The organism is Iodobacter sp. BJB302 (assembly GCF_002735645.1).
Lineage (GTDB): Bacteria > Pseudomonadota > Gammaproteobacteria > Burkholderiales > Chitinibacteraceae > Iodobacter.
This window is the reverse complement of sequence record NZ_PDZG01000062.1, coordinates 1-26,889: the sequence shown is the minus strand read 5'-3', so window position 1 is coordinate 26,889 and position 26,889 is coordinate 1. Positions and strand designations below refer to the sequence as shown.

Genomic DNA, 26,889 nt, shown 5'->3' with positions numbered 1-26,889 from the left:
GCATTCGCTTATTTAATGTGATTGATGATTTTAATCGGGAAGGATTAGGTATTGAAGTTGATTTCTCTTTGCCGGCAGAGCGCGTAATACGCAGCTTGAATCAAATCATTGAATGGCGCGGCAAGCCCAAGCGAATCAGATCCGATAATGGCCCTGAATATATTAGCCATCTGCTAAAGAATTGGGCAGAGCAACAATCGATTGAATTGGCTTATATTCAGCCTGGCAATCCACAGCAAAATGCATATATTGAGCGCTATAATCGCACCGTACGTTATGAATGGCTGGCTTGCGATGATTTTGAAAGCCTTGCCGAAGTGCAAGAAACTGCAACGCAATGGCTTTGGACTTACAATAACGAGCGCCCGCACATGGGATTGGGCGGCATCACCCCGAAACAAAAACTGGCATTACATCCCTGACCTCTACTTTTAAGTGAGCTTAGAAATGGGGGGATTACCGTGTCAGGAATGGGGGAATTTGGAAATGGGAGGTTTACTGCTGTAGATTGCGGGCATAAAAAAAGCGATAAGGAAACCTTATCGCTTTTTTTAATACTAAATGCGTCTAGTGAACATCACGCCAGTATTCTTTTTTCAGCATATAGCTGATGGGAATTAAAAAGAATAATAGGAACAGCAATACGCCATAACCTATTTGCTCGCGTTTAACCTGAGCTGGCTCACCCATATAAACCATATAGTTCACCAGATCTGCAACGCGGTGGTCGAATTCGGCTTGATCGAATGCGCCATTTTCTGCAGTTTTGGTCAGGCTGCCTGGTTTAACGAGCTTGAGCGCTTTGTGTTCGTGCTCGCCTTCTTTTTTAACTTCTAATTCCTGCTGACCTTGTAAGTCCCACAATACGTTGGGCATACCGACTTTATCAAAAGTCAGGTTGTTCCAGCCGGTAGGGCGGGTGTCATCACGGTAAAAGCTGCGCAGATAGGTATAGAGGTAATCTGCACCGCGTGAGCGTGAAATAACCGACAAATCAGGCGGCGTTGCACCAAACCAAACCTTGGCGTCTTTGGCTTGCATCGACACCTTCATCAAATCACCTACTTTTTCAGTAGGGAACATCAGATTGGCTTTGATCTGGTCTTCGGTCAGACCGATGTCTTGCAGGCGGTTGTAGCGCATGGCTACGGCACCGTGGCAGGACAAGCAGTAGTTCGCGAAGGTTTGCGCACCACGCTGCAGGCTTTCGGTATCGCGCAGATTAATCGGCGCTTTATCCAGATGCACTTCGGTATTGGCCTGGCTGCCAAAGCTAACGCTGGCCAAAAGGGCGAACAGCAGTGTATTGAGTATTTTTTTCATGTTGTCCTCCCCTTAGTGCATCGTTACGCGGTCAGGAACCGGCTTGGTTTTGTCCATCTTGGTATAGACAGGCATACCAAAGAAGAAGGCAAAATAAACCACGGAAAGAATCTGTGCGATCACAGTGCGGACATTGGTCGAAGGCAATGCGCCAAGGATACCAAGGCCGATAAAGGCAATCACAAACAGAGTCAGCATGGTTTTGTAAATCGGACCACGGTAGCGGATCGATTTCACCGGGGATTTATCCAGCCAAGGCAGCGCTGCAATAATCATGGTGGCGACACCCATCGCGATAACACCCCAAACTTGGGTACCTGCAAAAGAAGGCACTGCGCGCAAGATGGCGTAAAACGGAGTGAAGTACCATACCGGTGCAATATGCGCAGGGGTTTTCAGTGCATCAGCCGGATCAAAGTTCGGGTGCTCAAGGAAGTAACCGCCCATTTCCGGCGCAAAGAAGATAATCGCGCTGAATACGGCCAGGAATACTGAAACACCAAAAATATCTTTCACGGTGTAGTAAGGGTGGAAAGGAATGCCGTCGAGTGGAATGCCAGTCTTAGGGTCTTTCTTTTTCTTAATTTCTACGCCATCCGGGTTGTTTGAACCTACTTCGTGCAAGGCGACCAAGTGAGCAACAACCAGCGCCAGTAATACCAGCGGCAGTGCAATCACATGCAGTGCAAAGAAGCGGTTCAGTGTAGCGTCAGACACCACAAAGTCGCCACGAATCAGCACAGATAAATCTGGGCCAATTACAGGGATAGAGCTGAACAAGTTAACAATAACCTGCGCACCCCAGAATGACATCTGGCCCCAAGGCAAGAGGTAACCCAGGAAGGCTTCGGCCATCAGACAGAGGTAAATCATCATGCCGAATACCCAGATTAGCTCGCGTGGCTTCTGGTAAGAACCATAAATCAGGCCGCGGAACATGTGCAGGTAAACCACGACGAAGAACATTGATGCGCCAGTGGAGTGCATATAGCGAATCAGCCAGCCGCCTGCCACATCACGCATGATGTATTCAACCGAGGCAAATGCCACCGAGATATTGGTACCCGGAATTAAAGAACCATCCGGCTTGTAGTTCATGGTGAGGAAAATACCGGTGACAATCTGAATCACCAGTACCAGCATCGCTAGGGAGCCGAAGAAGTACCAGAAGTTAAAGTTTTTTGGTGCGTAGTATTCGGAAATGTGTGCTTTCCAGGTGGAGGTCAGCGGAAAACGCTCATCCACCCAGTTGAGGGCCTGCTGGCCCATCTCTTGTGCTTTGCTCATGGGTCAGCCTCTATTTATCGTCGCCAATCAACAACCGCGCTTCTGTAATATATTTGTGCGGTGGAATGACGAGGTTTTTCGGTGCCGGAACGCCGGAATAGACGCGGCCAGCGAGGTCGAATTTGGAGCCATGACATGGGCAATAGAAGCCACCCAGCCATTCCGGACCTAAATCGGCCGGAGCCAGATCAGGGCGGAAGGTTGGCGAACAGCCCAAGTGTGTACAGACGCCAAGTGCAACCCAGATTTCGGGTTTAATCGAACGGGCAGCGTTGTTGCAGTATTCTGGTTGCTCACTGGCAGCTGATGTTGGGTCTGTCAGTTTGCCGTCGAGCTTTGGTAAGTTAGCCAGCATTTCGGGTGTGCGTTTCACAACCCAAACCGGCTTACCCCGCCATTCGGTGGTCACTTGTTGGCCCAGTTCAAGCTTACTGATGTCCAATTCTACGGGTGCACCCGCAGCCTTGGCCCGCTCTGAAGGAAAAAAACTGGCGATAAAAGGCGTTGCTACACCCGCCCCTGCTACCGCACCGGCAACGCCCGTGGCGATCAGCAGGAATCGCCGTTTGCTGTTATCTACTTGCTGGTCACTCATAACCCAATCCCTGATTGACGGCTAAAACCACCAAATTCTACCTGAAACGACAGGGGAACTTAAAGCTTTGCGCGCATGTCTTCGATAATCTTTCTTGCCCGTGCCCCTAGTTAGGGCTTAGAACGGGCGTAAGTCTGTAATTCTTCATGTATTTTATCGGCGACAGCCGATGTAATTTCACTGACACTTTCGCGTGCCGTTCCGGGTGCAGTAATTTGCCAGACTCTGGCCGAAAGCTGCCAGCCTCCATCGAGCGGGGCAAGGATATAACTCATTCTGGCCTCGGTTGCCTGGGTGACATTAGGAATTTGCATACTGAATTCTAAACGCTGGGCCGTTCTGCGTTTGAGCTGCATGCCTTTTTGTTTACGATAGACCACGATATCGTCAAAGATCGCTCGCGCTGGCCTGTCTTTAATCAGGATGCTGGTCTGGCTGTCTGTTGTTTCTGGTGTATTTACTGGGTTTTGCTGAATAGTGACAGGGGGTTTGGCCTGATTGGCGCCCGTACTCTGAGGGGCGCTGGCACAGGCTGAAAGCAGGGCCAGGGTGGCCAGAGAGAGTAAAAAACGTTTCATTAGACGGGGTTCGCTTGGTCAAGATGAATATGTTCCAGCCCGTATTGGCTGGCCAGGTGCTTGCCTAATGCTTCGATGCCATAGCGTTCTGTGGCGTGATGGCCTGCGGCGATATAGCTCACTCCGCTTTCCCTAGCCAGATGGGTGACAAATTCAGAGGCTTCACCCGTTATAAAGCAATCAATCTCTAATTGCGCCGCTTCGTGAAAAAAGCTTTGAGCTCCGCCGGTGCACCAGGCAACGCGTTTGATTAATTGCTCCGCCGGGCCAATTACCAGCGGGGAGCGTTGTAATTGCGCATCAATTTGTAGTGTAAATTCTGCCAATGTGAGCGGTTTTTCCAGCTCGCCCAGCCAGCCCAGTTTCTGATCACCAAAACGATGGGTGCCTGTAAGGCCTAATTTTTCTCCCAGTTGGGCGTTATTTCCCAGTGTGGGATGAGCATCAAGAGGAAGATGATAGGCGAATAAATTAACGTCGTTCGCCAGCAATTTGGCGATGCGGGCCTTCTTGGTGCGGGTTATGCAGGCGTTTTCACCTTTCCAGAAGAAGCCGTGATGAACGAGCAGGGCATCCGCATTTAAATCGATCGCTGCATCAATCAATGCTTGGGATGCAGTCACCCCGGTGACGATACGCTGTATGTCCGGACGGCCTTCAATTTGCAGCCCATTTGGGCAGTAGTCACGCCAAGTGTCTACGAGCAGCAGTTGTCCGATATAATTTTCTAGATCTTGTCGTGCTATGGGCATATTCAACAGCGCCTTGGAAAACATGAAAAAACTTTGGTTAATTTTCGCACAAACTACAACAGCAGGTCTTGCTGTCTGGTTTCTATTGTCCTTACTTCGCCCTGATTTGCTTCAGCCCCCTGCGCCCGCGCCTGTGGTGACTGTGCAGCAAAGCCATACAGAAGTGGCTTCTGCGCCTGCTGTGGCGTCATACAGCCCTGCCGCAAAGCGAGCTATGCCTTCGGTGGTAAATATCTACACTGCTAAGGAAGTAAAGACCCCGCTGCCGCCTTTGCTCAATGATCCGCGCTTCCGGCGCTTTTTAGGCGATCGCCTGGGAGGGGAAGAGCAGCGTGCTTCAAGCCTGGGATCAGGGGTAATTGTGTCTGAGCAGGGCTATATCATCACCAATAATCATGTGGTGGAGTCGGCCGATGAAATTGAAGTGGCTTTATCGGATGGCCGCACTGCAACGGCTAAATTAATTGGTGCCGATCCTGATACGGATCTGGCGGTGATTAAAATTGAGCTGGATCGTTTACCTGCCATTACTTTTGCAGATGCAAGTAAGGCAGAAATCGGTGACGTTGTGCTGGCCATTGGTAACCCATTTGGCGTGGGGCAAACCGTTACGATGGGGATTATCTCTGCTTTAGGGCGCTCCGAGCTGGGTATCAATACCTTTGAAAACTTTATTCAGACTGATGCCCCGATTAATCCCGGTAATTCTGGCGGCGCTTTGATCGATACCAAGGGTAATTTGGTGGGAATCAATACCGCAATTTATTCCAGAACAGGGGGCTCCCTGGGGATTGGTTTTGCTATTCCTGCATCAACCATCCGGCAAATTATGGATGCGCTGATTAAAGACGGCAGCGTAACTCGTGGCTGGCTGGGGGTAGAGATGCAGGAAGTCACGCCAGAGCTGGCGGCGTCTTTTCGCCTGGATGAAGCAAAGGGCGCACTGATTGCAGGCGTAGTACGTGGCGGTCCTGCCGACAGAGCAGGCCTGAAGCCTGGCGATGTTTTACTTAAAATTGGCGGCTCAGAAGTCCGTAATGCATCGGGAATGCTGAATCTGATTGCAGCATTCAAGCCTGATGAAGAGGTAGAAATGGAAGTATTTCGCCGTGGCAAGCCTGTCGTCTTGCCTGTGAAATTAGGCAAAAGGCCTAAGTTTAATAATCGTCGTTAGGCTTTGCAGGGAAAAAAATCCACGCCGCGGCGTGGATTTTTTTTAAGTTGTCAGCAAGGCGGTGCAACAGCCTGATTGCTGCCGGTATCAATAAAGCCATCGCTGATCCAGCTGCCTGCCGTCAGGCGGTTCCATAGGCGGGTGCGCCCCCATACGCCATCTACCCAGTCGCCCTGAGCGCTGCAAACAATGGAGGCCGTTTCTCCTTTTTGCAAACTTCCTGTGATGGCGGCGCTTAAAGAGGGTGATTGGCGCAAATTAACGTAGCTGTCACCACTTTTGGGCGTAATCACACCAGAAGGCAGCGAGTTGCCACCGCCAAAGTTATTCAGCTCGCCACCAACATTGACGCGATTCCCATTACGCGATGCGTAGCCCTGATAGGGGGCACTGCCTTCGCGGAACAACCAACCACCAATGACTTTGCCATCGACCGGTGTTTTATTGCTGCCTTGTTTAAGGGCAAAGTGGACATGAGGCCCTGTTGTTGAACCGCCGCAAGGCAGGCCCATGCCGATTTTTCCCAGATAAGTGCCTTTGCTGACTGCTGCCCCATTGCTCAGATTTGTCAGGTTTTCCATATGGTAATAGCTGCTGCTGAAGCCGTTGTCGTGGACAAGGGTAATCAGCCCGCTGCCATTACGCAGGCAGCTTTGATAAATCAGCCCGTCGCGGGGCGCGAGTACCCGGCCGTTGCCCCCTGCAAAATCCAGAGAATTAAAAGGCCGGCTGGTTTGATCGTCGCCGTGCGGGCCGCCCGTCAGTCGCCATGCACTGCCTTCTGCCCATGGCAGGCCAAGGCCTGTTTGTATTTCTGCCAGTGGTGCACTGCGTTTTAGCCGCTGATTAACGCTGTGGGCCTGCAGCAGAAGTTTTCTTTCATTGGGGGCAAAAAGTGCGCCTGGCGCTTGCTCCAGAAGCTGCACATATTCTGCGCTGCCTTCAATGGCCACCTGCCAGTTATTTGCGGTGTATTGCGCCATAAAAAAGCGCGTTTCAGGAACTTCATCAAGGTGCGAGGGCAGGATCAGGGTGGCGCTGCCAAGTATCCAGCGCGGGTCGGCGAGTGATTTCTGGATTTCGACCAGAACGCCCTGCTGGGTTGGGGGCTGCAACTGCAGCAGCATGGCGTTGCTGGCTGCTTTTTGCAGCTCAGGGGGGATTTCAGCCGCCGGGGCTTGGCTGAAGAGTGTGGCAGAGAGTAAGGCAAGCAGGGTAAGGCGATGACGACGCATACAGACCTCCTTGGTAAGGATGCAGCAGCGGCCTAAATGGTGTTTTAGTCCGCCACCAGGCTTTGCATTTCTGCTTTTGTAAAGCAGGCATGCGGGTGCCATGGTCAGCTTTCTTTTTGTGTAAGTCAAATCCTTTGTGGTGTAACCTGCTGTATATTAAGCGTTAGTGTTTTTTTAATTGCCCTGCAGCAAACGCATTTCGGCCGCCGCCAGATTATCGCTTTCTCCTAATATCACCAGAATATCTCCGGCATGTAATTCAAAACTGGTGTCGGGCTGTGTGGGGGGCATATTGCGGCGGCGTACGCTGCGAACTTCAATATTCAGGTTTTCGAGTTTCAGCTCGCCCAGATGCTGGCCCACGGCCGCAGCATCATTGGCAAGGTAGATGGTGTGTAAGCGCGGCTGCGGGCGTTCGCTGTCGTCAGCATCTTCGCTTACTCCACGATAAAAGCCGCGAAGCAACTGGTAGCGTGCTTCCCGTACTTCGCGTACGCGGTGGACCACTTTATTCAAAGGCACGCCAAGCAGCATCAGGGTGTGCGAGGCCAGCATCAGGCTGCCCTCCATGATCTCGGCGACCACTTCGGTGGCCCCGGCATTTTTGAGCTGATCGATATCGCTGTCGTCCTGGGTACGGATAACAACGGGCAGCTCCGGGCGGATTGAGTGCACGATTTCTAAAATCTGCATGGCCGAATGGGTTTCGGCGTAGGTGACAACAATGGCGCTGGCCCGCATTAAGCCTGCAGCAATTAATACTTCCCGCTTGGCTGCATCGCCATAAACCACGGAATCACCGGCTGCAGAGGCTTCACGCACCATGTCCGGGTCTAAATCCAGCGCAAAAAAACCAATGTTTTCCTGGCTTAAAACCCGGGCTAAAGACTGGCCGCTGCGGCCATAGCCACACAAAATAACATGGCCATGCTGCTGCATGCTGCGCACGGCAATCTGGTGCAGATTGGCCGCTAAGTTCATCCACTCTGAACGCGCAAGACGCAGTACTAATTTATCTGAGTGCTGAATTAAAAATGGCGTAATCAGCATGGATAAAACAATGCCGGCAATGGTGGTTTGTAAAATATCTTCAGACAGCAGGGCGCTTTTAGAAGCTAAAGCCAGCATAACAAAAGCAAATTCGCCGCCCTGGCCTATTGTAAAGCCCGTGCGCCATGCTGCGCCGGGTGTGCTGCCAAACAAGCGGGAGAGCGCGGCAATCATCAGGATTTTTCCTGGCCCCAGCAGAGACAGCACCAGCAGCACCCGCCACCATTGGGCAAGCAGTACCGTGTAATCTAAATTCATCCCTACCGTGACAAAAAACAGCCCGAGCAGCAAGTCCCGGAAAGGGCGTACGTCGTCCTCAACCTGATAGCGAAAATCTGTTTCGGCAATCAGCATGCCTGCCAGAAAAGCCCCGAGGGCAAGGGACAAACCGGCCAGCTCGGTGATCCAGGCAATGCCTAGCGTGACAAGGAGCAGGTTAAGCATAAACAGCTCGCTGGAGTGCTGTCTGGCCACAATATTAAACCAGGGGCGCATCAGCTTTTGCCCGAAGTAGAGCAAAACCAATAAGACCACCAGAATCTTTACCGCCGCCAGCCCAAGCGCCATCAGCAGCTCGCTGCCGGGCAGGCTCAGTACCGGAATCATGACCAGGAAGGGCACAACGGCTAAGTCTTGAAACAGCAAAATGCCGATCGCGTTTTGCCCGTGCGGAGAATGCAGCTCGTTACGGTCGGCCAGCAGTTTGGATGCCATGGCGGTGGATGACATGGAGAGCACGCCGCCCAGGGCCAGCCCCACTTTCCAATCCATGCCTGCAAAAAAGCAAATCCCCATCACGGTGAGCAGCATGGCACTGACTTGCATCAGCCCCAGGCCAAATACAATGCGGCGCATTGCATTCAGGCGCGCCAGGTTGAATTCCAGCCCCAGTGTAAACATCAGAAACACCACACCAAACTCTGCAAGGTGTGTTGCCTCATTACTGCTGGCAATAAAGCCCAAGGCGTGCGGGCCAATCAGTAAGCCCACCAGCAGGTAGCCCAGCATGGCGGGAAGCTTCAGGCGACGGCACAGCACAACCGTCAGAACGGCAGCAGCAAGCAGGAGCAATAAAGAGGACAGATGGATGGACATAGGCAGAGTAAGTTTATCGCTTGCAGACAAAATGCTGAGGATTACATCCGGGCAGCCTGTTTGTTTTCGTGTGCTGAAGGGAAAATACCGTACAAGGTGGTTTTCCACATGTTTGCCAGCCAAAGCGGCGGGTAAGGGCAATTGTGTAAATCAGCTGAGCGTTCTTGTTGCCACAGATTTAGTATGGCAGGTGGCTTATGATTTTTTCATTGCAGATCTTAGCCTGATTTTATTGTGAAGTTCTATTGCAAATTGACCTTAAACGTATAAACCACCGTATTTATTGATCCTGATTGGCATATTGCCAGCAGACGCAGGTGGCGGGAGAGGGGCTGCTTCTCTTATACTTTCGCGCATATGAAAAATGCTGAATTTATCCTCGGGTGCGCGCGCAGCGTACTGCGGGTTGAGGCTGAAGCTGTTTTCGCACTGGCCGGGCGAATTAATGATCAGTTTGTTAAAGCGTGCGAGCTGATTCTTTCCTGCCATGGGCGGGTTATCGTGATTGGCATTGGCAAATCGGGACATATTGCCAAAAAAATTGCTGCCACCATGGCAAGTACCGGCACACCTGCTTTTTTTGTCCATCCTTCTGAAGCTGCACATGGCGATTTGGGTATGATTACCCGCAGCGATGTGGTGCTGGCGTTGTCGAACTCGGGTGAAAGTGATGAAGTAATTGCTTTATTACCCAGCCTGAAACGCTTGGCTATTCCTTTGATTGCCATGACAGGGAATGCTGAATCTACTCTAAGTAAGCAAGCGACTGTTCATCTTGATTCGGGCGTATCACAGGAGGCATGCCCCTTGAATTTGGCGCCTACAGCCAGCACAACAGCAGCCCTTGCTCTGGGTGATGCGCTGGCGGTGGCTTTGCTGGAAGCGCGTGGTTTTCAGGCCGAAGACTTTGCGCTTTCGCACCCCGGTGGCAGTTTAGGCAGGCGCTTACTGGTGCTGGTCCGTGATTTAATGCATACCGGTGATGAGTTGCCCGTGGTGCAGCAGGACGTTTTGCTGCGTGATGCTCTGCTGGAAATCAGCAAAAAAGGCATGGGCATGACCGCCGTGGTGGATGCTGAAGGTAAATTGGCAGGCATTTTCACCGATGGTGATCTGCGCCGCGCGCTTGATCTGGGCGTAGATGTGAGAGATACCAAGGTTTCTACAGTGATGACGCTTAAGCCTGCCACGATAGAGGCAAGCAAGCTGGCCGCTGAAGCTGTGCAGCAAATGGATGCCCGCCGGGTCAATGGCTTACTGGTGCTGGAAGAGGGCCGCCTGATTGGTGCCATTAATATGCATGACCTGCTGCGTGCCCGTGTAGTTTAAAATGGAAGGCTGTTGCAAACTGACTGCATATTTTGGTTGCGGCTGGCATTGTGCTAATTGCACATAGAAAAAAGCCCTGGAAGCCCTCATTTACTCTTTATGAAATGCGGGTTTCTGCTTTTTGCCGGTGACTGTTTGCAATACCTTACGAGTAAAAATATTGAGAGACAGAATAATGACCGATATGGCCAAAGCAGTGCGTTTAATGATTTTTGACGTTGATGGCGTAATGACCGATGGCAGTTTGTACTACACCGATGCCGGTGAAGAGCTGAAGGCGTTTAATTCATTAGATGGCCATGGGCTGAAAATGCTGCGCGCAAGCGGGGTAAAACTGGCCATTATTACTGGCCGTACTTCAAAATTAGTTGAAAAGCGGGCTAAAGATCTGGGCGTTGATTACCTCTATCAGGGGGCGCACGATAAGCGCGCCAGCTATGAAGATTTGCTGCTGGCTGCGGGTGTGAGCAAAGACGCCTGTGGTTATATGGGCGACGATGTCATTGATATACCCGTGATGCGGCGGGTGGCCTTTGCTGTAGCCGTGCCTGATTCTCCGGAGCTGGTACGCAAGCACGCGCATTACATTACAGGCAGCCCGGGTGGGCGTGGTGCGGTAAGGGAAGTCTGCGAGTATCTGATGCAGGCTCAGGGCACGCTTGATGCCGCCATGGCGCCTTACCTCGCCTGATGGCAGTGCCCGGTACAACCCGTCTGCTGCCTTTGGCCCTTGTTGTTTTGTTGGGCAGCCTGACTTGGCTGCTGGACAGGGCGGCAAGTATGCCCGGCTCAACTGTGGCAATTAATTCAGATCAGCCTGATATGCTGGTTGATAAAGCTATGGCCGTTCGTTTCGGAGAAAACGGGCAGCCATTGTCTTTATTGACGGCGACTCATGTTTCGCATTTACCTGCCGGTGATATTACGTGGCTGGAAAAACCGCAGCTGCGCTATACCGCGCCGGATCAGCCCCGCCTGGATGTACATGGTGAGCGGGCTAAATCAGTGAATCAGGGGACTGATGTGTGGTTCCCCGGTGTAGTAACCATGGTCAGAGCGGCCAGCGGCACACAGGCAGAGCTCACCATTAATGGGCGCGATATGCATGTCTTGCCACAGGCTGGTCTCGCAAGCTCTGAAGCGCCTGCAATTGCAAAAATGGGCACGTATGTTATTGAGTCAGTTGGTTTTATTGCTGATTCCAAGGCTGAAACGCTGGAACTTAAATCTAAAGTCAGGATGAGCTATGAGCCGATTCGTACCCGTTAAAGTTGTATTACTCATGTTGCTGGCAGGCTCTGCATATGCAGAAAAAGCAGACCGCGAAAAAAAGATCAATATTGAGGCTGCAAATTGTGTAATGAATCAAAAAACACAGGCCAGCGTCTGTACCAAAAATGTGGTGCTGACTCAGGGCACGCTCAGTATCCGTGCTGATAAGCTGACTGTACGGCAGGATGAGGCGGGCAACCAGTTTGTTGCAGGCAACGGCGCACCAGTGCGTTTCCGGCAGAAAATGGATGGTGGTAATGATTGGGTAGATGCCGAAGCGCAACGCTTTGATTACGATGGTCATACTGGCATTCTTAAACTTATGGACAAAGCATGGGTCAAACGTGGGGAAGATCAAATCTACAGTGATGTGATTACCTACGATCTGAACAATGAAGCCTATCAGGCGCAAAGTAAGCCTGAAGGCAATGGGCGCGTGAATATCGTGATTACACCGAAAAAGGCACCAGCCCCATGACCAGCTCTTTACGTGCTGAACAGCTGGAAAAACGTTACGGCAAAAGAACCGTAGTGCGTGATGTCACTATGGAGATTTCCAGTGGCGAAGTAGTGGGTTTGCTGGGCCCAAACGGCGCAGGCAAAACCACCAGTTTCTATATGCTTGTTGGCCTCGTGGCCATGAATGGCGGGCGTATTACGCTGGATGGCGAGGATATTGGCCATTTACCCATTCATCAGCGGGCGCGGCGTGGTTTGGGGTATTTGCCACAGGAAGCGTCTATCTTTCGTAAAATGACAGTGGCGCAAAATATCACTGCGGTGCTTGAACTGCATTGTAAAAACCGCGAAGAAATGAACGCCCGCTTAGATGAGCTTTTGCATGATTTACATATCGCACATTTGCGCGATGCAGGTGCAATGGGTTTATCAGGGGGCGAGCGGCGCCGGGTAGAAATTGCCAGAGCTTTGGCTGCTAACCCGCGGTTTATCTTGCTTGATGAGCCATTTGCAGGGGTAGACCCGATTGCCGTGATGGATATTCAACGTATTATTGGTTTTTTAAAGCAAAGAGGAATCGGTGTTTTGATCACTGACCACAATGTGCGGGAAACCCTTGGTATTTGCGATCGCGCTTACATCATTTCCGAAGGTGCGGTAATGGCGTCAGGTGCTCCGAAAGATATTGTTGAAAATGAAAGTGTGCGTCGGGTGTATCTCGGTGAACATTTCCGTATGTAAATGAAACAAACCCTGCAGCTGCGGTTATCCCAGCAACTTAATCTTACTCCTCAGTTGCAGCAGGCCATTAAGCTGCTGCAACTTTCTACCCTTGAGTTTCAGCAAGAGCTTGAACAGTATTTAAGTGAAAATCCGCTGCTGGAGCGGGGCGAGGAAGCTGCCGCAGGCGAGGCAGAGCAGCCCGAGCCTCAGTGGGAAATGGGCGAAGACGATGGTTTGCGCTGGGAAGGAACGGGCCATGGCGGATCGGATGACGATGAAGATTTCGATCCTGCCAGCAATATTGCCCGTGATTTAGATTTGCGGGAGCATCTTTTGCAACAAGCCGGCTTATTGCCCTTGTCGCACCGGGATAAATCCTTGTTAATGATGCTGATTGAGGCGCTGGATGATGAAGGCTTTCTTTCTCAATCCTTAGAAGATGTCTTTTCGCAGCTGCCAGAGGAACTTATCCAAGATTATGAGCTCGAACTTGATGACTTAAAGATTGCTTTGATTCGCTTACAGCACTTAGAGCCGTTAGGGGTGGGGGCAAGGGATACTGCAGATTGTTTGTGCTTACAACTGCGCCAGAAACCTGCAAGTGCCGCAAGAGAATTAGCGTTAAAAATTGCCCAGAATTCGCTCGATTTATTAGCCGGACGGGACTACACTAAGCTTAAAAGAGCCTTTAAATGCGAGGATGCTGAGTTAAAAGCCGCGCAAGAATTGATTGTAAGTTTAAACCCCAGACCGAGTGCGCAATGGTCTGCAGCATCACCCAGATATGTAAGCCCTGATGTGATTGTGCAAAAAGTAAGAGGCGTTTGGCGTGTCAGATTACACGATGCCTCGATGCCAAAATTACGGGTAAACCGCCTTTATGCAGATATCTTACAAAAAGGCGATGGCGGGCATTTAGCACGCGAGTTACAAGAAGCGCGCTGGTTAGTGAAAAGTGTGCAGCAGCGTTTTGATACTATTTTGCGGGTAGCAACAGCGATTGTAGAGCGGCAGCGGGCATTTTTTGAACACGGTGAAGTCGCGATGCGCCCCCTGGTACTCAGGGACATCGCCGAAGAGCTGGATTTGCATGAGTCGACTATTTCCAGGGTGACCACGCAAAAATATATGCTCACACCGCGTGGCCTGTATGAATTTAAGTTTTTCTTTGGCAGCCATGTGGATACGGATGCCGGGGGAGAGTGTTCTGCTACAGCGATCAAAGCATTGATCAGGCAGATGGTGCAGCAAGAAGATAAGAAAAAACCTTTAAGTGATAGCGTATTGGCAGAAGCATTATCCGCTCAGGGTATTGTGGTAGCGCGTCGTACAGTTGCCAAATACCGTGAGGCGTTGCAGATTTACCCAGTAAGTCAGCGCAAAAGTTTGTAAGGCCCCAACGGAAGGAGTAACCCTATGAATTTGAATATCAGTGGCCATCATCTTGAAGTGACCCCATCTATCCGCGAGTATGTAAACAGCAAAATGGAAAGGGTCATCCGGCACTTTGATAATGTGATTGACGTTAATGTCATCCTCTCCGTGGAGAAACTGCAACATCAGGTTGAAGCCACCGTTCATGTTCGCGGCCGCGATATCCATGTAGAAGCAGCGGATGAGAATATGTATGCAGCCATTGATTTACTGGCTGATAAGCTGGACCGACAGGTTGTAAAACACAAAGAAAAATCGATGGATCACCGTAACGAGTCCATTAAACAGCATCAGCCTGCCGCTGAATAAAGCGACATTTCTCATCTTAGCGGGAACCGGAATACTCAGGTTCCCGTTTTTGTTTTTAAACGACGGCGCTACAATAGGTGTCGTCCTTGTTTTGGTCTGTCTACAATGAGCTTGATCGCCCAAATACTGCCTAGTGGAAATGTCTTCCTTGATATGGAAGTTGGCAGCAAAAAACGTATTTTCGAACAAGTCGGTATTTTGTTTGAAAATAGCCACGGTATTGCCCGCAGCGTTATTTTTGACAGCCTCTTTGCCCGTGAGAAACTAGGCTCCACAGGCTTAGGTCAGGGCGTTGCCATTCCGCATGGCCGGATTAAAGGATTAAAAGAAGCGACAGGTGCTTTTGTGCGCCTGAATGAGGCTATTCCTTATGATGCGCCTGATGGCAAGCCTGTTTCTTTAGTGTTTGTATTGCTTGTGCCGGCCCACGCTACTGATTTACATCTGCAAATTTTGTCAGAACTTGCTCAGTTATTCTCGGATAAAGTCCTGCGGGAGAGCTTGCTGGCAGCAACAGAGCCAGGCCAGATCTGGAAGTTAATCAGCACTTGGGAGCCTTATGCCACAGATTTCAGTTAGACAACTTTTTATTGATAACGCCGAAAAACTGCGGCTCACATGGGTAGCAGGGCAATCGGGTGCGAATAATCTGTTATCTAATGATGCGTCGGAGCAAAAACCGACTTTATCTCTGGTTGGCCACCTGAATTTTATCCACCCCAACCGCATTCAGGTGCTTGGGGTGGCAGAAACGGTTTATCTGCTGCAGCTTAGCGTTGAAGCCCAAAGAGAATCTCTCGCCCGCTTGTTTTCAAATGAAATGGCGGCGGTGATTGTGGCCAACGGGCAGATTGTGGGCGATTGCCTGCGCGAAGCCTCCGAGCGTTTTCATGTGCCGCTGCTCACCTCTCCCGAGCAATCCCCCTATCTGATGGATGTACTGCGCTACTACCTCTCGAAGGCACTGGCGGTTTCCACGCATCTGCACGGGGTGTTTCTGGATGTGCTGGAAGTCGGCGTATTGCTGACCGGCGAATCCTCTATGGGTAAAAGCGAGCTGGCGCTGGAGCTGATTTCACGCGGCCATGGCCTTGTGGCAGATGATGTGGTTGAGGTTTATCGCACCAACCCCGAAACGCTGGAAGGGCGCTGCCCGCCCATGCTGCGAGATTTTCTGGAAGTACGCGGGATTGGCGTGCTGAATATCCGTACTATTTTCGGTGAAACCGCCGTCAGGCCGCGTAAAACGCTGAAGCTGATTATGCATCTGGCTAAGGCAGGCGGCGAGAAAGTCGCCCCGATGGACAGATTGCAAATGCAGGCCGCCACGCAGGATATCTTGGGCGTGCCGATTCGCAAGCTGGTGATTCCTGTGGCGGCTGGTCGAAATTTAGCGGTATTGGTTGAAGCTGCGGTTAGAAATTATATTTTGCAATTACGCGGTATAGACTCCACGCGTGAGTTTATTGAAAGACACCAAAAGTTTATGGAGATGGGCGAATGAGTAAGCAGCAGCTAATTTTACTGTCTGGCTTATCAGGGGCAGGAAAAAGCGTTGCGCTGAAAGCTTTGGAAGACCTGGGTTATTTTTGTATTGATAATCTGCCAGCACCCTTGCTGCCGCAAACGGTGGCTTTGCTGGATGAAGATGGCTACCCCAATGTCGCTATTTCAGTAGACGTACGCAGCGCCCATAACTTTGCCAGCTTCCCCAATCATCTGGAAGCCCTGATGGAGCTTGGGCTGGAAGTGCAAATGCTGTTTCTGGAAGCAAATAACGAAACGCTGGTGAAGCGCTTTTCAGAAACAAGGCGCAGCCACCCGCTTTCTGGTGATTCATTAACGGTAAGCGAAGCCATTGCTTTAGAGCGTGAAATGCTGGCGGATTTCTTGGCCGTTGCCCATCGCATTGATACCAGTGATTTATCGGCTAATCAGCTGCGCAGCTGGATCAGGCAGTTTGTAGCGCTGGATCGCTCCAGGCTTACTGTGATTTTTGAATCGTTTGGCTTTAAGCACGGCTTGCCTATGGATGCGGATTTTGTATTTGATGCCCGCTGCCTGCCTAACCCCTATTACGATAAAGCTTTGCGCCCGCTAACAGGTAAAGATCAGCCGGTGATGGACTTTCTGGAGCGGCAAGCCGTGGTAGGGCGTTTTCTCGCCCATATCAAAACCTTTATGGAGTCCTGGCTGCCAGAATTTGATGCCGATAACCGCAGCTATATCACGGTAGCGATTGGCTGCACTGGTGGCCAGCATCGCTCGGTGTATCTGGCAGAGCAATTAGCCAAACACTTTGCAGCGCACAGGCAGGTCTTGCTCAGACACCGTGAGCAGCATGCCTGAAACCAAAAGCACCGCAGGTGTTCCCTCTGGCCCCTCAGACGGCAGGGGGAGAAGGAATAATCAAGCAATGCGGCCAGGCGACTGGCCGTTTGCCATCGTGGCACTGGCTTTTGTGGTGTATCTGGGTTTTTGGAGCTGGCGGCAGGATAGTGCCACGCGGGTGCGTATCTATCAGGCAGGCAAAGTCTTTGCCGAGCTGGATCTAAACGCAGAGCGCACCTTGCAGGTGGCAGGCCCCCTAGGGCTGACTTCTGTAGAAGTAAAATCGGGCCGGGTGCGGATTAGCAGTGATCCCTGCCCGCGCCAGTATTGTGTGCGCATCGGCTGGCTGGATCAGGCTGGCCAGATGGCGATTTGCCTGCCTAACCGGATCAGCATCGAGCTTTTAGGCTCGCGCCCTTATGAAATCGACAGCCTCAGTTACTGAAATCCGCATCAAGCCAAGCCCCGACGATGTACGTATTGCCCGCTATGCCGCGCTGGCGATTGCGCTGTCGGTGCTGGAGGCAGGTATTCCCTCGCCCATACCGGGCATCAAGCCGGGGCTGGCTAATATCATTACCCTGATTGCGCTCTGGCGTTTTGGCTGGCGGGATGCCGCATGGATTTCCATGCTCAGAATCATCGGCAGTGGTATTGTCATCGGAGGATTTCTATCCCCTGGCTTTGCCATGAGCCTGATGGGTGGCTTATGCAGCCTGCTGGCCCTGGCGGCAGCAAATAATTTGCCCAGGCGCTGGTTCGGGCCAGTTTCGCATTCTCTTGCCGCCGCCTTTGCCCATATGGCCGGGCAGCTGTTATTAGCCAGGCTGTGGCTGATTCCACACAATGGCATCATCCATTTAGTGCCCTTGTTTGCAGCTGCGGCATTGGTATTTGGTGTGGTAAACGGGGTGATTGCAGCGAAGTTGCTGACGAATGAGTGAAGATGTTCATAGAAATTAGGGCGGTTAAATCTCTTACGCTCTAGGTAAAGTAAGAGATCTAAGTGCCTTCGGTACGTTGGTTTAGGTGCGGGCGTCCCGCTGGACCTTCCTTTCTTGCGCGGCCAAGAAAGGAAGCGAAAGAAGGCCGCCCCTAAAACACGACATCTCCTCGCTGCGGACAATCGAGGTGGCGTCAATTCAACTCGCTTCGCTCAAACACGAATTGACGACTTCTCCACCCCGCTTGTTCCTCGCTCGGCGTGTTTTCAGGGGAGGGTAAAAGCCCTGTGCCAAGAGCGTGGATATAATGTTTTTTCGTTGTTTGCTGATGAAAAAAAAACGGTTGGCACATATGGTGTGAAATCCGCCAGATTTATGTCTGTAATATTCGGAAAACGGCGGGTTACACCCGTCCTACAGCAATACTCAAGTGTTATAAGTATCCATTGATTAAATTCTCTTCACTTTCTGTTTTTGACCCTGAGTCTGTATCAACAGACCTTTAGGTATTACACCGTTTTAATAGGTTTCAAATGAAAACAATAACATTGGCTTTTACCGGCGCATCCGGCCTGCCTTATGGCCTGCGTACGCTGGAATGCTTGCTGGCGGCAGGCTGCACTGTGCATGTGCTCTATACCCAGGCGGCGCAAATTGTGGCTAAGCAAGAGCTGGATGAAACCTGGCCTTCGCGCGCGGCCGATCTGGCGGTGCTTTTTCGCCAGCGCTATGGCGTTACGGATGAATCAAAGCTGCAAGTTTTTGGCCAGCAGGAATGGTTTGCCCCTATGGCATCCGGCTCTAATCCCGGTGACGGCATGATTGTTTGCCCCTGCACCATGGGCGCTTTATCGGCGATTGCGGTGGGCGCTTCGGATAATTTATTAGAGCGCGCTGCGGATGTGATGATTAAGGAAGGCAAAAAATTAGTGGTTGTTCCACGTGAAGCACCTTTTTCGGTGCTGCATCTGGAGAATATGCTCAAGCTGGCAAGGCTGGGCGTGGTGATTCTGCCGCCTAATCCGGGCTTTTATCACCACCCTAAAACCATCGCCGATTTAGTCGATTTTGTGGTGGCAAGGATATTGGATCAGTTCCAAATCCCACATCAGCTGATGCAGCGCTGGGGGGATAAGGGATGAGTTTTAGAGTTAACTGGAAGTGGTGCTGCTTTGCCCTGCTGGCGTTGTGGTTCTGGCCCTCGTTTGCCCCGCATGACCCCTGGAAGCCCGACGAAAGCTATATCCTTGGGCTGGTTTATGAATACACGCTGCGGGATAACTGGCTGGTGCCGATGCTGTCTGGCGAGCCTTTTATGGAAAAACCGCCGCTGTTTTTCTGGACGGCAGCGGGCTTCTCTCGCTATATCTTTACATGGCTGCCTGTGCACGCGGCAGCAAGGCTGGCTGCGGCATTTTATATTGCGCTGACCTTTATTTTTGCCGCCTTGGCCGCAGGGCAATTTGCTGCCCGCAGCCGCGCAAATAATCCATCACAAGCAGCATGGCTCACCGCCATTTTGCTGGCAGGCACGCTGGGCCTGGTCGGTAACGGCCATCATATTCTGACCGATAGCGCCTTATTTGCCAGTTTTGCCTTAGCCCTTTATGCCTTCTCTGTCTTCCCGCTGCGGCCACTCTTCAGTGGTATTTTGATGGGCACGGCTTGGGGAATGGCTTTCTTAACCAAGGGCCTGCTAGGCCCGGGTTGCCTGGGTTTGGCGGCTCTGCTGCTGCCGGTTTTTGATCGCACTTTCCGTCACAAAGCCTATTTACTGACGCTGAGCATCGCTCTGCTGGCTGCACTGCCCTGGTGGCTGATCTGGCCTTGGCGCTTATGGCTGGCCTCGCCCGAGTTATTTCATACCTGGTTTTGGGTGAATAATCTTGGGCGCTTCTTGGGCGAGAATAACCTTGGCCCAGAATACGAGCGTGGCTTTTACCTGAAGATCCTGCCCTGGCACGCCTTCCCGCTTATCCTCTACCTGCCGGTTTTATTCTTTAGGCAACGCCTAGATGCGTTTAAAAACGCCGCCCCGGCAGCGCTGCTTTGCCTGCTGACCTACACCATCTTGTCCCTGGCTAAAACCTCGATGGAGCTATACGCCGTGCCTGCCGTGGTGGCGTTTGCGGTATGGATGGGCGCGCAAGCATCCAGCGTGCCTGCAGCCTTTGAGCGCCGCCTTGGTCTTGTCGCCCTGTACTTAGTGGCCGTCAGTGCGCTTTTACTGTGGTGGGCTTGGGCCGCGCTCTACTTTGGCCTGCCCTTGCAAGCCCGCCTGCTGCATTTCTTACCGGGCTTTGCAGAAAAGCCAAACTGGCTGACTGTGCTGTTTGCCCTAGCACTCACCATCATCGTGTGGAATCTGGCCTGGCGAGCGCCAGCCTGGAGCAAACACCAGGGCGCAGTGCGCTGGCTGGCCGTGCTGGTCATGAGCTATGGTCTCGTCTTCAGCCTGCTGCTGCCCGGCTTAAATTACAGCAAAAGCTATAAACCCATGATGCTGGATTTAGCCAGCCAACTGGACAAAACTCAGTGCCTGGCCAGCTTTGGCCTAGGGGAACACGAAAGAGGCAACTTCCACTACTACACCGGCATGCGGGTAGAGCGCTTTGAAATAGGCCGGGGCAAAGAATGCCCGCAGCTATTAATCCAGGGCAGAACCATGCCTGCGAATATTGGCGAATATAAGCTGTTGAAAAAAACCACCAGAGCGACGGATAAGGGTGAGGAGTTTAGTGTTTGGCGTAAGAGATAATAAATTATGCTTACTGTTTGCTGATATTATTCTGTTTTAGTTGCTTAGTTTTGTACTGTGCGAATAATGTGAAAACTCTGCTGAATAGGGGGTGGGCATTTTAAAGCATCGTATTATTTTTGCGATGTCCAGCCCCTTAGCACCACTTAGTTTTATCAATCCCGCTAAGCTAACTTACCTTTATCGCCCAACTTGTAAGGCGGGTTGCGTCTGCGGCTAACCCGCTTTACAGGATTTCCTTAACGCTATGTTTGGAAATAGAAAGTAAGGTAGGTTGGGCTAACGCTTTATCAGACCAACAATCTAATTACGTAGTGCAACTGCTTGGGCAGATGAAACTTGCCTAAGCAAATAATTACATTTAGTGAATTTTATCGAAAGCTAAATGACATATAATTGTGGCGAAATATTAATGTGTACTGTGAAAAATTTGAGGGAAGATAAATGGCTAATTTATTAACCTCAGTCGTTAAGGTAGCAAAAGCGATTGATCGAGCAAATCGTGCTGCAGCCAGGGATGCCGCTCGGAGGCGTGCACAAAGCGAAAAAGAGTTTGTGCGGCTTAACCGCGAGCGGGAAAAAGCAGAGCATGCAGCCCAGAGAGAACGACTAAGACGGCAGGCACTATTGAATAAGCAGCAGGCCGAAGCTGAAAAGCAGCGGCTGAGAGCACTGGCGGAGCGGAGTAAGGTTCAGGAGCAGAATGAGCGGGAACGGGTACGTGTTGTTGCAGAAAATAAAAAACGGCATGAGCAGAACCAGAAAGCTTTGCGGGCAGAAAGAATCCTAGCCGAAAAGGCCAAGGTAAAAGCTAATTGGGAAGCCGAAGTGACTGCGTACAGGCAGCGATGCGAAGCCCGAGTAACGCTTAAAAACATGTTTGTTAATAAATGGGTACGGTAATATGAATTTAACTCTGGTAGTCGTAATTGCTGTTCTAGCAGTAATCGGGACTTGGTATTTTACAAAGAAGGCTGCGGACGCGAAGGTTGGAAAATACAGGGGCTTGGAAGATGCAATAAAACTGCAAAGTGCGACGCTAGAACAAACTAAGAGTGATTTAACTCGAGGCCAAAGGGCATTAAGTGAGCTAGAGGGAAGTTTAAAGAGTAAGCAAGATGAACTTCAAGACCTCAATAGCGAAACTACGAAAGCCTCAGAAAGAAATAAGGCTGCTATTGCGACACGCGCTGAATCGGAGTCCGCGTTACAGGTGCTACAAGAGCATAAAACCAGTGTTGAGCAAACTATCCTAGCGGAGTCTGAAAAGCTGCATAAGGTTAGGGCTGAGTATGAAAGCGTTAGCAATGACACTGCGGCACTGCAAGCTTTAAAAGGACAGGAAGTTGTTCTGCTTGAGTCGATTCGCGTCAAAAAAACCGAATTGGTTAGATTAGAGCGGGACATCCTTCAAGTAGGAGAGCGTATTACCACTAGCTCAGTTCAGCTACATGACTTGATCTCAAAAATCGACCTTTACAGCCGAGTTGAGGAATTTGTCGATAACGGCTTCTACGAGATGCCCGATTACTTATTTGAAACTTCTGATAGATATACCGTTGAAATCTCAAGAGTACGTCAGAAACAAAAAGCATTAATAAACGCTGGAGAAGCAATTACAGTTCCGTTGTCAGTACAAATCACGGCGGATGGTGCTCGGGATAAAAAGATCCTAGATGGTCAGATCAAGCTAATGCTCACTGCTTTTAATATCGAGTGTGATTTCTTGATCGAAAAAGTAAACCCGAGTAGCTACGTACGGACACTTGATCGTATTGAAAAGCTCGCAAATGTGATGGAGAAAAATGCAGTTACTCTGCATTGTGGATTCAATCTTAGTTACGTCGAATTAAAGTTTGAAGAGTGCACACTTCAATATCAGTTCTCCCTCAAAAGACAAGAGGAGCAGGACGAGCAGCGGCTGATTAGGGAACAAATTCGCGAAGAGCAAAAAGTTATCCGTGAATATGAGGCAGCGATTGCTCAGTCGGAGAAAGAAGAACGTATATACAGAGAGATGCTTCTCAAGGCGAGAGCAGACCTTAGTAACGCCTCTGCTGAAGAGAAAGCGATGGCGGATCTTCGAATTCTTGAGTTAGAAAGTTTACTTCAAGATGCTGAGCAACGAAATGAACGGGCTAAGAGTATGGCTGAACAGACTCGAAAAGGTCATGTTTACGTCATTAGCAATGTTGGTTCTTTTGGGGAGGATGTCTATAAGATTGGGCTTACCCGCCGATTAGATCCGATGGATCGAGTGAAAGAACTCGGAGATGCCAGTGTCCCATTCCGATTTGATGTACATGCAATGATTTATGTTGATGATGCCCCCTTGCTCGAAACTGCGCTACATCGTGAGTTTTCTCGTCAGCGCGTTAACGCAGTGAACATGCGTAAGGAGTTTTTTAGGGTGGATCTGGAAGATGTGAAGCGAGCTGTTGAGAAGATTGCAGGTCTTGACGCCGACTTTAAAACTACTGCGCTAGCTGAAGAATATTACGAATCAAAACGCCTACAAAGTACATTACGTCCCGTCGAATACGCCTGATAACGTGGTAGTTTAGCCAAGCCCTGTATGGCGGGTTAGTTTTATCAACCCGCGTTGCACACTTGATTTTTACCGCGAGGCCTGAATCGCGTCACGCCTGCGGCTAATCCGCCCTGCAAGGTTTGTCGGTTTTTTGCTAGCGAGGCAATTGAATGCGAGGAGGTTGAGTGCACTCTGCTCTCAATAGAGTTTAATACGTGGGTTAATGGAATGTTTGGGCTCCACAGGCCTCAGAGTAATTATGCATCATGCTCGTCACGGCTGACTCCAAGTACGATAGTTGGGTTAGCCAGTTACTATTTAAAGCATATTAAATAATAATAGCGTGATAATAAGCTTAAAATTCCCTAGGGTCTGTTGACGTTTCATTCACAATTGCGCTGAGCCGGAAAACGGCCAGGTACAAGGCATGAGGGCGAAGGCAATAACTGCTTATTGTCGAGGTGCATAACGCAGTGAATGGCCATTTTCCGGCTCAGCCCTTCGGGTTTAACCCATTTTTGGGGCGGAACTGCGTTAAAAATCGCTCATGGTACTCGTACCATGTCGCAATTTTCTCCTTGTTCAGCCCCAAAACTGGGCCAAACGCAGCCGTGAATGAAACGTCAACAGACCCTAGCCAAAGGTAAAAAATGATTAATACAATTTCTCTTGATAATTTTGGTCCGACGATGAATCTGCGTTGGTCAAGTCTGAGCACCATTAACTTGATTATTGGCGGGAATGGATCCGGTAAAACGTTTTTACTCAAGGCAATCTATAGCAGTATTCGCACCTTGGAAGAATACAAGCGTGGGCAAGAGCAAAGAAATGCTGCTGAAATTTTAGCGGATAAGCTTTATTGGACTTTTCAACAGGATAAGATTGGTGATTTAGTTAGGAAGAGTCAAAGTTCTTTAACGTGTGAACTCACGGTTGATCAACGAAATTTTAGTTTTTCTTTTGGTAAAGATACGACCAAACATATTGCTACGATAGAAAATCATGTGCCTCCTAGAGAGGCTAATTCAATATTTTTGCCACCTAAAGAAGTATTAAGCTTACAGCATATTATTTTAAAAAGCCGAGAGCAGGACAAAGATTTTGGTTTTGATGATACCTATTATGAGCTTGCTAAAGCGCTCACTTATGGCACTACGGCAGGAAGAAATTATGCAGTGTTTTCTAAATCAAGAACGCAATTAGAAACAATTCTGGATGGGAAAATTGAATTTGATGCAATAAGTAGAACATGGCAGTTTAAAAACAAAAAAAATCAAAAGTTTCAGATTGGCGTAACAGCAGAGGGAATAAAGAAAATAGCAATTCTGGATACCTTACTTGGCAATCGCTACTTATCTCCTGAATCGATTGTGTTTATCGATGAACCAGAGTCTGCCTTGCATCCCACTGCAATCGAACAGCTTTTGGAAATTATTAGTATATTAGCGGCAAAGGGAATTCAGTTCTTTATTGCAAGCCACTCTTATTTTGTCATAAAAAAACTGTATCTCCTTGCGCAAGAAAAGCAGCTATCAATTCCGGTCATTTCCTCGGTAGATGGTGTGTGGCACAGCAATAATCTTCAAGAAGGTATGCCAGATAATCCTATTATTGCGGCATCAATCGATTTGTATCGAAAAGAAGTGGAGTTGACGCTGGGATGAGTAAAACGATTATTGAATCTGGTATGTCATTTGGCCCATATTCCGTTGATGATTGCTTTGAACTAGAAAAATCGGCTATTTATCAGCGTATTCAAAAGCAGGTGATGATGGCTGAGTTTGCCTTGATAAGACAAAAAGAGGGCCAGCCGCGTGTTATCTGGTTAGTTGAAGCAAAAAGTTCCTCTCCCAGGCCGGAAACACAACCAGGATTTGATGCGTTTATTGATGAAATCAGACAGAAACTCAGTAATGCGCTGCATCTGGTGCTGTCCGCTAAATTGAATCGGCATCGCGAGTCAGTCACAGATTTACCGAATGGTTTCAAATCATTGACTCTGCAAGAAGATTTTAAGTTGGTTTTGGTTATTAACAACCATCGATCGGAATGGTTGCCCCCTTTACAGGATGCCCTGAATTCAGTACTCAGAACGCTTGTAAGCACCTTGGGGCTGAGGCCTAATTCGGTTGCTGTGATTAATGATGTCATGGCTCGTTCTTATGGATTAATTAGTTAAGGCCGTAAGTCGTAATGAATTTGTAGGGCGTTAATATGTCTGGGAGTCTTTCCTGACGCATTACGCCATATGGAATGGCGCACCTATCGCTGAGCGACGCAAACCTCGCACGCTGAGCTTATTGGCGCCCCACAAAACGATGCGCCTCATGCCTTTGGGCCTTGCCTATGGCGGCCTGCATCTTTTTAGGTATTGAAATGATCACTCCCTGTAAATCTCTTAATCAGCCGGGCTGGCTTGATCTTCGGGCAGCGCTTTGGCCTGATTGCTCAAATGCTGAGCACTTGGCAGAAATGGCGTTGTTTTTAGCTTCGCCGCAGCGTTTTGCCCAATTTGTGGAATACGATCAATCAGGCAGGGCGCTTGGGTTTATTGAGCTGGCCGTGCGGGGCGATTATGTAAATGGCACGGAGTCCTCGCCGGTGGCTTTTCTTGAAGGCATTTATGTTGAGCCCAGCGCAAGACGGCGGGGCGTCGCGGGCAAGCTGGTTGCTGCCGCCGAGCAATGGGCCAAAGAGCATGGTTGTAAGGAATTTGCCTCTGATGCGGCAATAGACAACACCCAAAGCCATGCCATGCATAAATCACTTGGTTTTAATGAAACGGAGCGGGTGGTTTTCTTCAAAAAAGCGCTTTGATGCGGGCCTCTGTTAAAACGCCCTGCATAAACATCAATCCCCGCCGGATCGCTGATATCAAAGCAGCCGCCGCTGCTTATTTACTAAGAAACTGACGCACTTACGGAAATCGCCATGATTTTACCTAGCCTGCTGCAATCCTCATCCCCGCGCACCTGGCTGTTTTACGGCGACAGCATTACCCATGGCGTGCTGCATACGGCGGGGGCGCGTTGTTTTAGTGAGCACTTTACCGAGCGGCTGCGTTTTGAGCTGGGGCGGGCGGATGATGTGATGCTCAATACGGCGTGTTCCGGGCATAACACGCGGCAGATGCTGCAGCATTTCCCCCTGCGCGTGGAGCGCTTCAAGCCGGATGTAGTGCTGCTGATGGCCGGAATGAACGATTGCAACAGCAGGCTGGCCGATGGGCAGCATGTGCCGGTGGAGGAGTTTTGCGCCAATTTGGCCTCGATGATTTCCGCCGTGCGGGGCTGGGGCGGCGAGGTGATTTTGCAGACGGTTACCCCCGTGTTGCCGGGGCTTGCCCCCGAGCGGGAGCTGACGCTGCCCCAATACAATGCGGCCATCCGTAATCTGGCGGCAGAGCTGGCCGTACCCCTGATCGACCATGCCGCCGTGTGGGAAACCCTCGCCGCAAAGTTGCCCGTCTATATGGCCGATGCCTTCCACCCCAATGCCTGTGGGCATATCCTGCTGGCACATACCGTATTCCGTGCGCTGGGTGTGTTTGATGAGGCAGCGCCAAGTTGTGGGCTGTTGTTGCCTTCGGTAATTGTCAAGATAGTTGAGATGTTTTTACGATTTAAGCGACCTGTAATTCCTCGCTTGTTTTAGGCTCAATAGCCCGGTCGGGGTTCAATTGCACTTCATCTTGCCAGCTCCAGTTCCGAG

29 protein-coding genes are annotated in these 26,889 nt (G+C 50.3%); 22 read left to right on the top strand and 7 right to left on the bottom strand.

What is annotated here, in order from left to right:
• Positions 1–422 (top strand): integrase core domain-containing protein (locus CSQ88_RS17230; RefSeq protein ID WP_143449505.1); only part of this gene is annotated, 422 nt, incomplete at its 5' end.
• A 145-nt stretch (positions 423–567) separates the two neighbouring features.
• Here CSQ88_RS17230 and CSQ88_RS17225 read toward each other — a convergent pair.
• The 5 genes from CSQ88_RS17225 to CSQ88_RS17205 form a co-directional block, all read right to left on the bottom strand.
• The gene (locus CSQ88_RS17225) at positions 568–1,323 is read right to left on the bottom strand and encodes a cytochrome c1 (protein ID WP_099399322.1); all 756 of its coding nucleotides are present in this window, start codon (positions 1,321–1,323) and stop codon (positions 568–570) included.
• Between the two features lie 12 nt (positions 1,324–1,335).
• The gene (locus tag CSQ88_RS17220) at positions 1,336–2,610 is read right to left on the bottom strand and encodes a cytochrome bc complex cytochrome b subunit (protein ID WP_099399321.1); all 1,275 of its coding nucleotides are present in this window, start codon (positions 2,608–2,610) and stop codon (positions 1,336–1,338) included.
• Positions 2,611–2,620: 10 nt separating this feature from the next.
• Positions 2,621–3,205 carry a ubiquinol-cytochrome c reductase iron-sulfur subunit gene (gene petA, locus CSQ88_RS17215; RefSeq protein WP_099399320.1) on the bottom strand — a complete coding sequence of 195 codons (585 nt, stop codon included), beginning with the start codon at positions 3,203–3,205 and terminating at the stop codon, positions 2,621–2,623.
• Positions 3,206–3,315: 110 nt separating this feature from the next.
• The gene (locus CSQ88_RS17210) at positions 3,316–3,783 is read right to left on the bottom strand and encodes a hypothetical protein (protein WP_099399319.1); all 468 of its coding nucleotides are present in this window, start codon (positions 3,781–3,783) and stop codon (positions 3,316–3,318) included.
• Positions 3,783–4,535 (bottom strand): Nif3-like dinuclear metal center hexameric protein, encoded by a 753-nt coding sequence (locus tag CSQ88_RS17205; RefSeq protein WP_218963134.1) that lies wholly within the window; start codon positions 4,533–4,535, stop codon positions 3,783–3,785. The genes CSQ88_RS17210 and CSQ88_RS17205 overlap by 1 nt, the downstream gene beginning before the upstream one ends.
• Before the next feature lie 22 nt (positions 4,536–4,557).
• Here CSQ88_RS17205 and CSQ88_RS17200 point away from each other — a divergent pair, with 22 nt between their 5' ends.
• Positions 4,558–5,709, top strand: a complete 1,152-nt coding sequence (locus CSQ88_RS17200) for a Do family serine endopeptidase (RefSeq protein ID WP_099399324.1) — start codon at positions 4,558–4,560, stop codon at positions 5,707–5,709.
• Between the two features lie 50 nt (positions 5,710–5,759).
• On the opposite strand, the gene CSQ88_RS17195 is transcribed toward CSQ88_RS17200, so the two are convergent.
• Together CSQ88_RS17195 and CSQ88_RS17190 are read right to left on the bottom strand one after the other, a co-directional pair.
• Entirely contained in the window at positions 5,760–6,944 is a 1,185-nt protein-coding gene (locus CSQ88_RS17195; RefSeq protein ID WP_180273704.1) for a M23 family metallopeptidase, read from the bottom strand.
• Between the two features lie 174 nt (positions 6,945–7,118).
• Entirely contained in the window at positions 7,119–9,089 is a 1,971-nt protein-coding gene (locus CSQ88_RS17190; protein ID WP_099399317.1) for a monovalent cation:proton antiporter family protein, read from the bottom strand.
• 357 nt (positions 9,090–9,446) lie between these two features.
• Here CSQ88_RS17190 and CSQ88_RS17180 point away from each other — a divergent pair, with 357 nt between their 5' ends.
• The 20 genes from CSQ88_RS17180 (at position 9,447) to CSQ88_RS17085 (ending at position 26,832) form a co-directional block, all read left to right on the top strand.
• Entirely contained in the window at positions 9,447–10,418 is a 972-nt protein-coding gene (locus CSQ88_RS17180) for a KpsF/GutQ family sugar-phosphate isomerase (protein ID WP_099399315.1), read from the top strand.
• Between the two features lie 175 nt (positions 10,419–10,593).
• Complete coding sequence (locus tag CSQ88_RS17175; protein WP_099399314.1) at positions 10,594–11,109, top strand: HAD family hydrolase; 516 nt, start codon at positions 10,594–10,596, stop codon at positions 11,107–11,109.
• A complete protein-coding gene (gene lptC / locus CSQ88_RS17170) occupies positions 11,109–11,687 on the top strand; it encodes an LPS export ABC transporter periplasmic protein LptC (RefSeq protein ID WP_099399313.1) in 579 nt (192 codons plus the stop codon). The genes CSQ88_RS17175 and lptC overlap by 1 nt, the downstream gene beginning before the upstream one ends.
• Positions 11,665–12,168 (top strand): lipopolysaccharide transport periplasmic protein LptA, encoded by a 504-nt coding sequence (lptA, locus tag CSQ88_RS17165; protein ID WP_099399312.1) that lies wholly within the window; start codon positions 11,665–11,667, stop codon positions 12,166–12,168. Before lptC ends, lptA begins: the two co-directional genes overlap by 23 nt.
• Positions 12,165–12,890 carry an LPS export ABC transporter ATP-binding protein gene (gene lptB, locus CSQ88_RS17160; RefSeq protein ID WP_099399311.1) on the top strand — a complete coding sequence of 242 codons (726 nt, stop codon included), beginning with the start codon at positions 12,165–12,167 and terminating at the stop codon, positions 12,888–12,890. Before lptA ends, lptB begins: the two co-directional genes overlap by 4 nt.
• Entirely contained in the window at positions 12,891–14,264 is a 1,374-nt protein-coding gene (locus CSQ88_RS17155; protein ID WP_099399310.1) for an RNA polymerase factor sigma-54, read from the top strand.
• Between the two features lie 24 nt (positions 14,265–14,288).
• Positions 14,289–14,615, top strand: coding sequence for a ribosome hibernation-promoting factor, HPF/YfiA family (gene hpf / locus CSQ88_RS17150; RefSeq protein ID WP_099399309.1), 327 nt, complete (start codon positions 14,289–14,291; stop codon positions 14,613–14,615).
• Between the two features lie 105 nt (positions 14,616–14,720).
• Positions 14,721–15,194 (top strand): PTS sugar transporter subunit IIA, encoded by a 474-nt coding sequence (locus tag CSQ88_RS17145; RefSeq protein WP_099399308.1) that lies wholly within the window; start codon positions 14,721–14,723, stop codon positions 15,192–15,194.
• A complete protein-coding gene (gene hprK, locus CSQ88_RS17140; RefSeq protein WP_099399307.1) occupies positions 15,175–16,119 on the top strand; it encodes an HPr(Ser) kinase/phosphatase in 945 nt (314 codons plus the stop codon). Before CSQ88_RS17145 ends, hprK begins: the two co-directional genes overlap by 20 nt.
• Positions 16,116–16,964 (top strand): RNase adapter RapZ, encoded by an 849-nt coding sequence (rapZ, locus tag CSQ88_RS17135; protein WP_099399306.1) that lies wholly within the window; start codon positions 16,116–16,118, stop codon positions 16,962–16,964. Before hprK ends, rapZ begins: the two co-directional genes overlap by 4 nt.
• Before the next feature lie 67 nt (positions 16,965–17,031).
• A complete protein-coding gene (locus CSQ88_RS17130; protein ID WP_099399305.1) occupies positions 17,032–17,391 on the top strand; it encodes a NusG domain II-containing protein in 360 nt (119 codons plus the stop codon).
• The gene (locus tag CSQ88_RS17125) at positions 17,366–17,890 is read left to right on the top strand and encodes a Gx transporter family protein (RefSeq protein ID WP_099399304.1); all 525 of its coding nucleotides are present in this window, start codon (positions 17,366–17,368) and stop codon (positions 17,888–17,890) included. Before CSQ88_RS17130 ends, CSQ88_RS17125 begins: the two co-directional genes overlap by 26 nt.
• Positions 17,891–18,423: 533 nt before the next feature.
• Complete coding sequence (locus CSQ88_RS17120; RefSeq protein WP_046351720.1) at positions 18,424–19,032, top strand: flavin prenyltransferase UbiX; 609 nt, start codon at positions 18,424–18,426, stop codon at positions 19,030–19,032.
• Positions 19,029–20,648 carry a glycosyltransferase family 39 protein gene (locus CSQ88_RS17115; protein WP_099399303.1) on the top strand — a complete coding sequence of 540 codons (1,620 nt, stop codon included), beginning with the start codon at positions 19,029–19,031 and terminating at the stop codon, positions 20,646–20,648. The genes CSQ88_RS17120 and CSQ88_RS17115 overlap by 4 nt, the downstream gene beginning before the upstream one ends.
• A 444-nt stretch (positions 20,649–21,092) precedes the next feature.
• Positions 21,093–21,551, top strand: a complete 459-nt coding sequence (locus CSQ88_RS17110) for a hypothetical protein (protein ID WP_099399302.1) — start codon at positions 21,093–21,095, stop codon at positions 21,549–21,551.
• A 1-nt stretch (position 21,552) separates the two neighbouring features.
• Entirely contained in the window at positions 21,553–23,196 is a 1,644-nt protein-coding gene (locus CSQ88_RS17105; RefSeq protein ID WP_099399301.1) for a DUF4041 domain-containing protein, read from the top strand.
• A 632-nt stretch (positions 23,197–23,828) separates the two neighbouring features.
• A complete protein-coding gene (locus tag CSQ88_RS17100) occupies positions 23,829–24,842 on the top strand; it encodes an ATP-binding protein (RefSeq protein WP_099399300.1) in 1,014 nt (337 codons plus the stop codon).
• Positions 24,839–25,357: a hypothetical protein gene (locus CSQ88_RS17095; protein WP_099399299.1), complete on the top strand. Its 519-nt coding sequence runs from the start codon at positions 24,839–24,841 to the stop codon at positions 25,355–25,357. Before CSQ88_RS17100 ends, CSQ88_RS17095 begins: the two co-directional genes overlap by 4 nt.
• A gap of 197 nt (positions 25,358–25,554) precedes the next feature.
• A complete protein-coding gene (aac(6'), locus tag CSQ88_RS17090) occupies positions 25,555–25,995 on the top strand; it encodes an aminoglycoside 6'-N-acetyltransferase (RefSeq protein WP_099399323.1) in 441 nt (146 codons plus the stop codon).
• A 114-nt stretch (positions 25,996–26,109) separates the two neighbouring features.
• A complete protein-coding gene (locus CSQ88_RS17085; protein ID WP_099399298.1) occupies positions 26,110–26,832 on the top strand; it encodes an SGNH/GDSL hydrolase family protein in 723 nt (240 codons plus the stop codon).
• Positions 26,833–26,889 lie beyond the last annotated feature (57 nt).

Coding starts and splice junctions, on each gene's coding strand:
- CSQ88_RS17105 (WP_099399301.1), top strand. CDS start 21,553: ATGAATTTAACTCTGGTAGTCGTAATTGCTGTTCTAGCAGTAATCGGG.
- hpf (WP_099399309.1), top strand. CDS start 14,289: ATGAATTTGAATATCAGTGGCCATCATCTTGAAGTGACCCCATCTATC.
- rapZ (WP_099399306.1), top strand. CDS start 16,116: ATGAGTAAGCAGCAGCTAATTTTACTGTCTGGCTTATCAGGGGCAGGA.
- petA (WP_099399320.1), bottom strand. CDS start 3,205: ATGAGTGACCAGCAAGTAGATAACAGCAAACGGCGATTCCTGCTGATC.
- CSQ88_RS17125 (WP_099399304.1), top strand. CDS start 17,366: ATGAAATCGACAGCCTCAGTTACTGAAATCCGCATCAAGCCAAGCCCC.
- lptB (WP_099399311.1), top strand. CDS start 12,165: ATGACCAGCTCTTTACGTGCTGAACAGCTGGAAAAACGTTACGGCAAA.
- CSQ88_RS17120 (WP_046351720.1), top strand. CDS start 18,424: ATGAAAACAATAACATTGGCTTTTACCGGCGCATCCGGCCTGCCTTAT.
- CSQ88_RS17100 (WP_099399300.1), top strand. CDS start 23,829: ATGATTAATACAATTTCTCTTGATAATTTTGGTCCGACGATGAATCTG.
- CSQ88_RS17130 (WP_099399305.1), top strand. CDS start 17,032: ATGCGGCCAGGCGACTGGCCGTTTGCCATCGTGGCACTGGCTTTTGTG.
- CSQ88_RS17085 (WP_099399298.1), top strand. CDS start 26,110: ATGATTTTACCTAGCCTGCTGCAATCCTCATCCCCGCGCACCTGGCTG.
- CSQ88_RS17225 (WP_099399322.1), bottom strand. CDS start 1,323: ATGAAAAAAATACTCAATACACTGCTGTTCGCCCTTTTGGCCAGCGTT.
- CSQ88_RS17095 (WP_099399299.1), top strand. CDS start 24,839: ATGAGTAAAACGATTATTGAATCTGGTATGTCATTTGGCCCATATTCC.
- CSQ88_RS17210 (WP_099399319.1), bottom strand. CDS start 3,783: ATGAAACGTTTTTTACTCTCTCTGGCCACCCTGGCCCTGCTTTCAGCC.
- CSQ88_RS17180 (WP_099399315.1), top strand. CDS start 9,447: ATGAAAAATGCTGAATTTATCCTCGGGTGCGCGCGCAGCGTACTGCGG.
- CSQ88_RS17175 (WP_099399314.1), top strand. CDS start 10,594: ATGACCGATATGGCCAAAGCAGTGCGTTTAATGATTTTTGACGTTGAT.
- CSQ88_RS17200 (WP_099399324.1), top strand. CDS start 4,558: ATGAAAAAACTTTGGTTAATTTTCGCACAAACTACAACAGCAGGTCTT.
- CSQ88_RS17220 (WP_099399321.1), bottom strand. CDS start 2,610: ATGAGCAAAGCACAAGAGATGGGCCAGCAGGCCCTCAACTGGGTGGAT.
- lptC (WP_099399313.1), top strand. CDS start 11,109: ATGGCAGTGCCCGGTACAACCCGTCTGCTGCCTTTGGCCCTTGTTGTT.
- CSQ88_RS17145 (WP_099399308.1), top strand. CDS start 14,721: ATGAGCTTGATCGCCCAAATACTGCCTAGTGGAAATGTCTTCCTTGAT.
- CSQ88_RS17205 (WP_218963134.1), bottom strand. CDS start 4,535: ATGCCCATAGCACGACAAGATCTAGAAAATTATATCGGACAACTGCTG.
- lptA (WP_099399312.1), top strand. CDS start 11,665: ATGAGCCGATTCGTACCCGTTAAAGTTGTATTACTCATGTTGCTGGCA.
- CSQ88_RS17155 (WP_099399310.1), top strand. CDS start 12,891: ATGAAACAAACCCTGCAGCTGCGGTTATCCCAGCAACTTAATCTTACT.
- CSQ88_RS17195 (WP_180273704.1), bottom strand. CDS start 6,944: ATGCGTCGTCATCGCCTTACCCTGCTTGCCTTACTCTCTGCCACACTC.
- CSQ88_RS17110 (WP_099399302.1), top strand. CDS start 21,093: ATGGCTAATTTATTAACCTCAGTCGTTAAGGTAGCAAAAGCGATTGAT.
- hprK (WP_099399307.1), top strand. CDS start 15,175: ATGCCACAGATTTCAGTTAGACAACTTTTTATTGATAACGCCGAAAAA.
- CSQ88_RS17115 (WP_099399303.1), top strand. CDS start 19,029: ATGAGTTTTAGAGTTAACTGGAAGTGGTGCTGCTTTGCCCTGCTGGCG.
- CSQ88_RS17190 (WP_099399317.1), bottom strand. CDS start 9,089: ATGTCCATCCATCTGTCCTCTTTATTGCTCCTGCTTGCTGCTGCCGTT.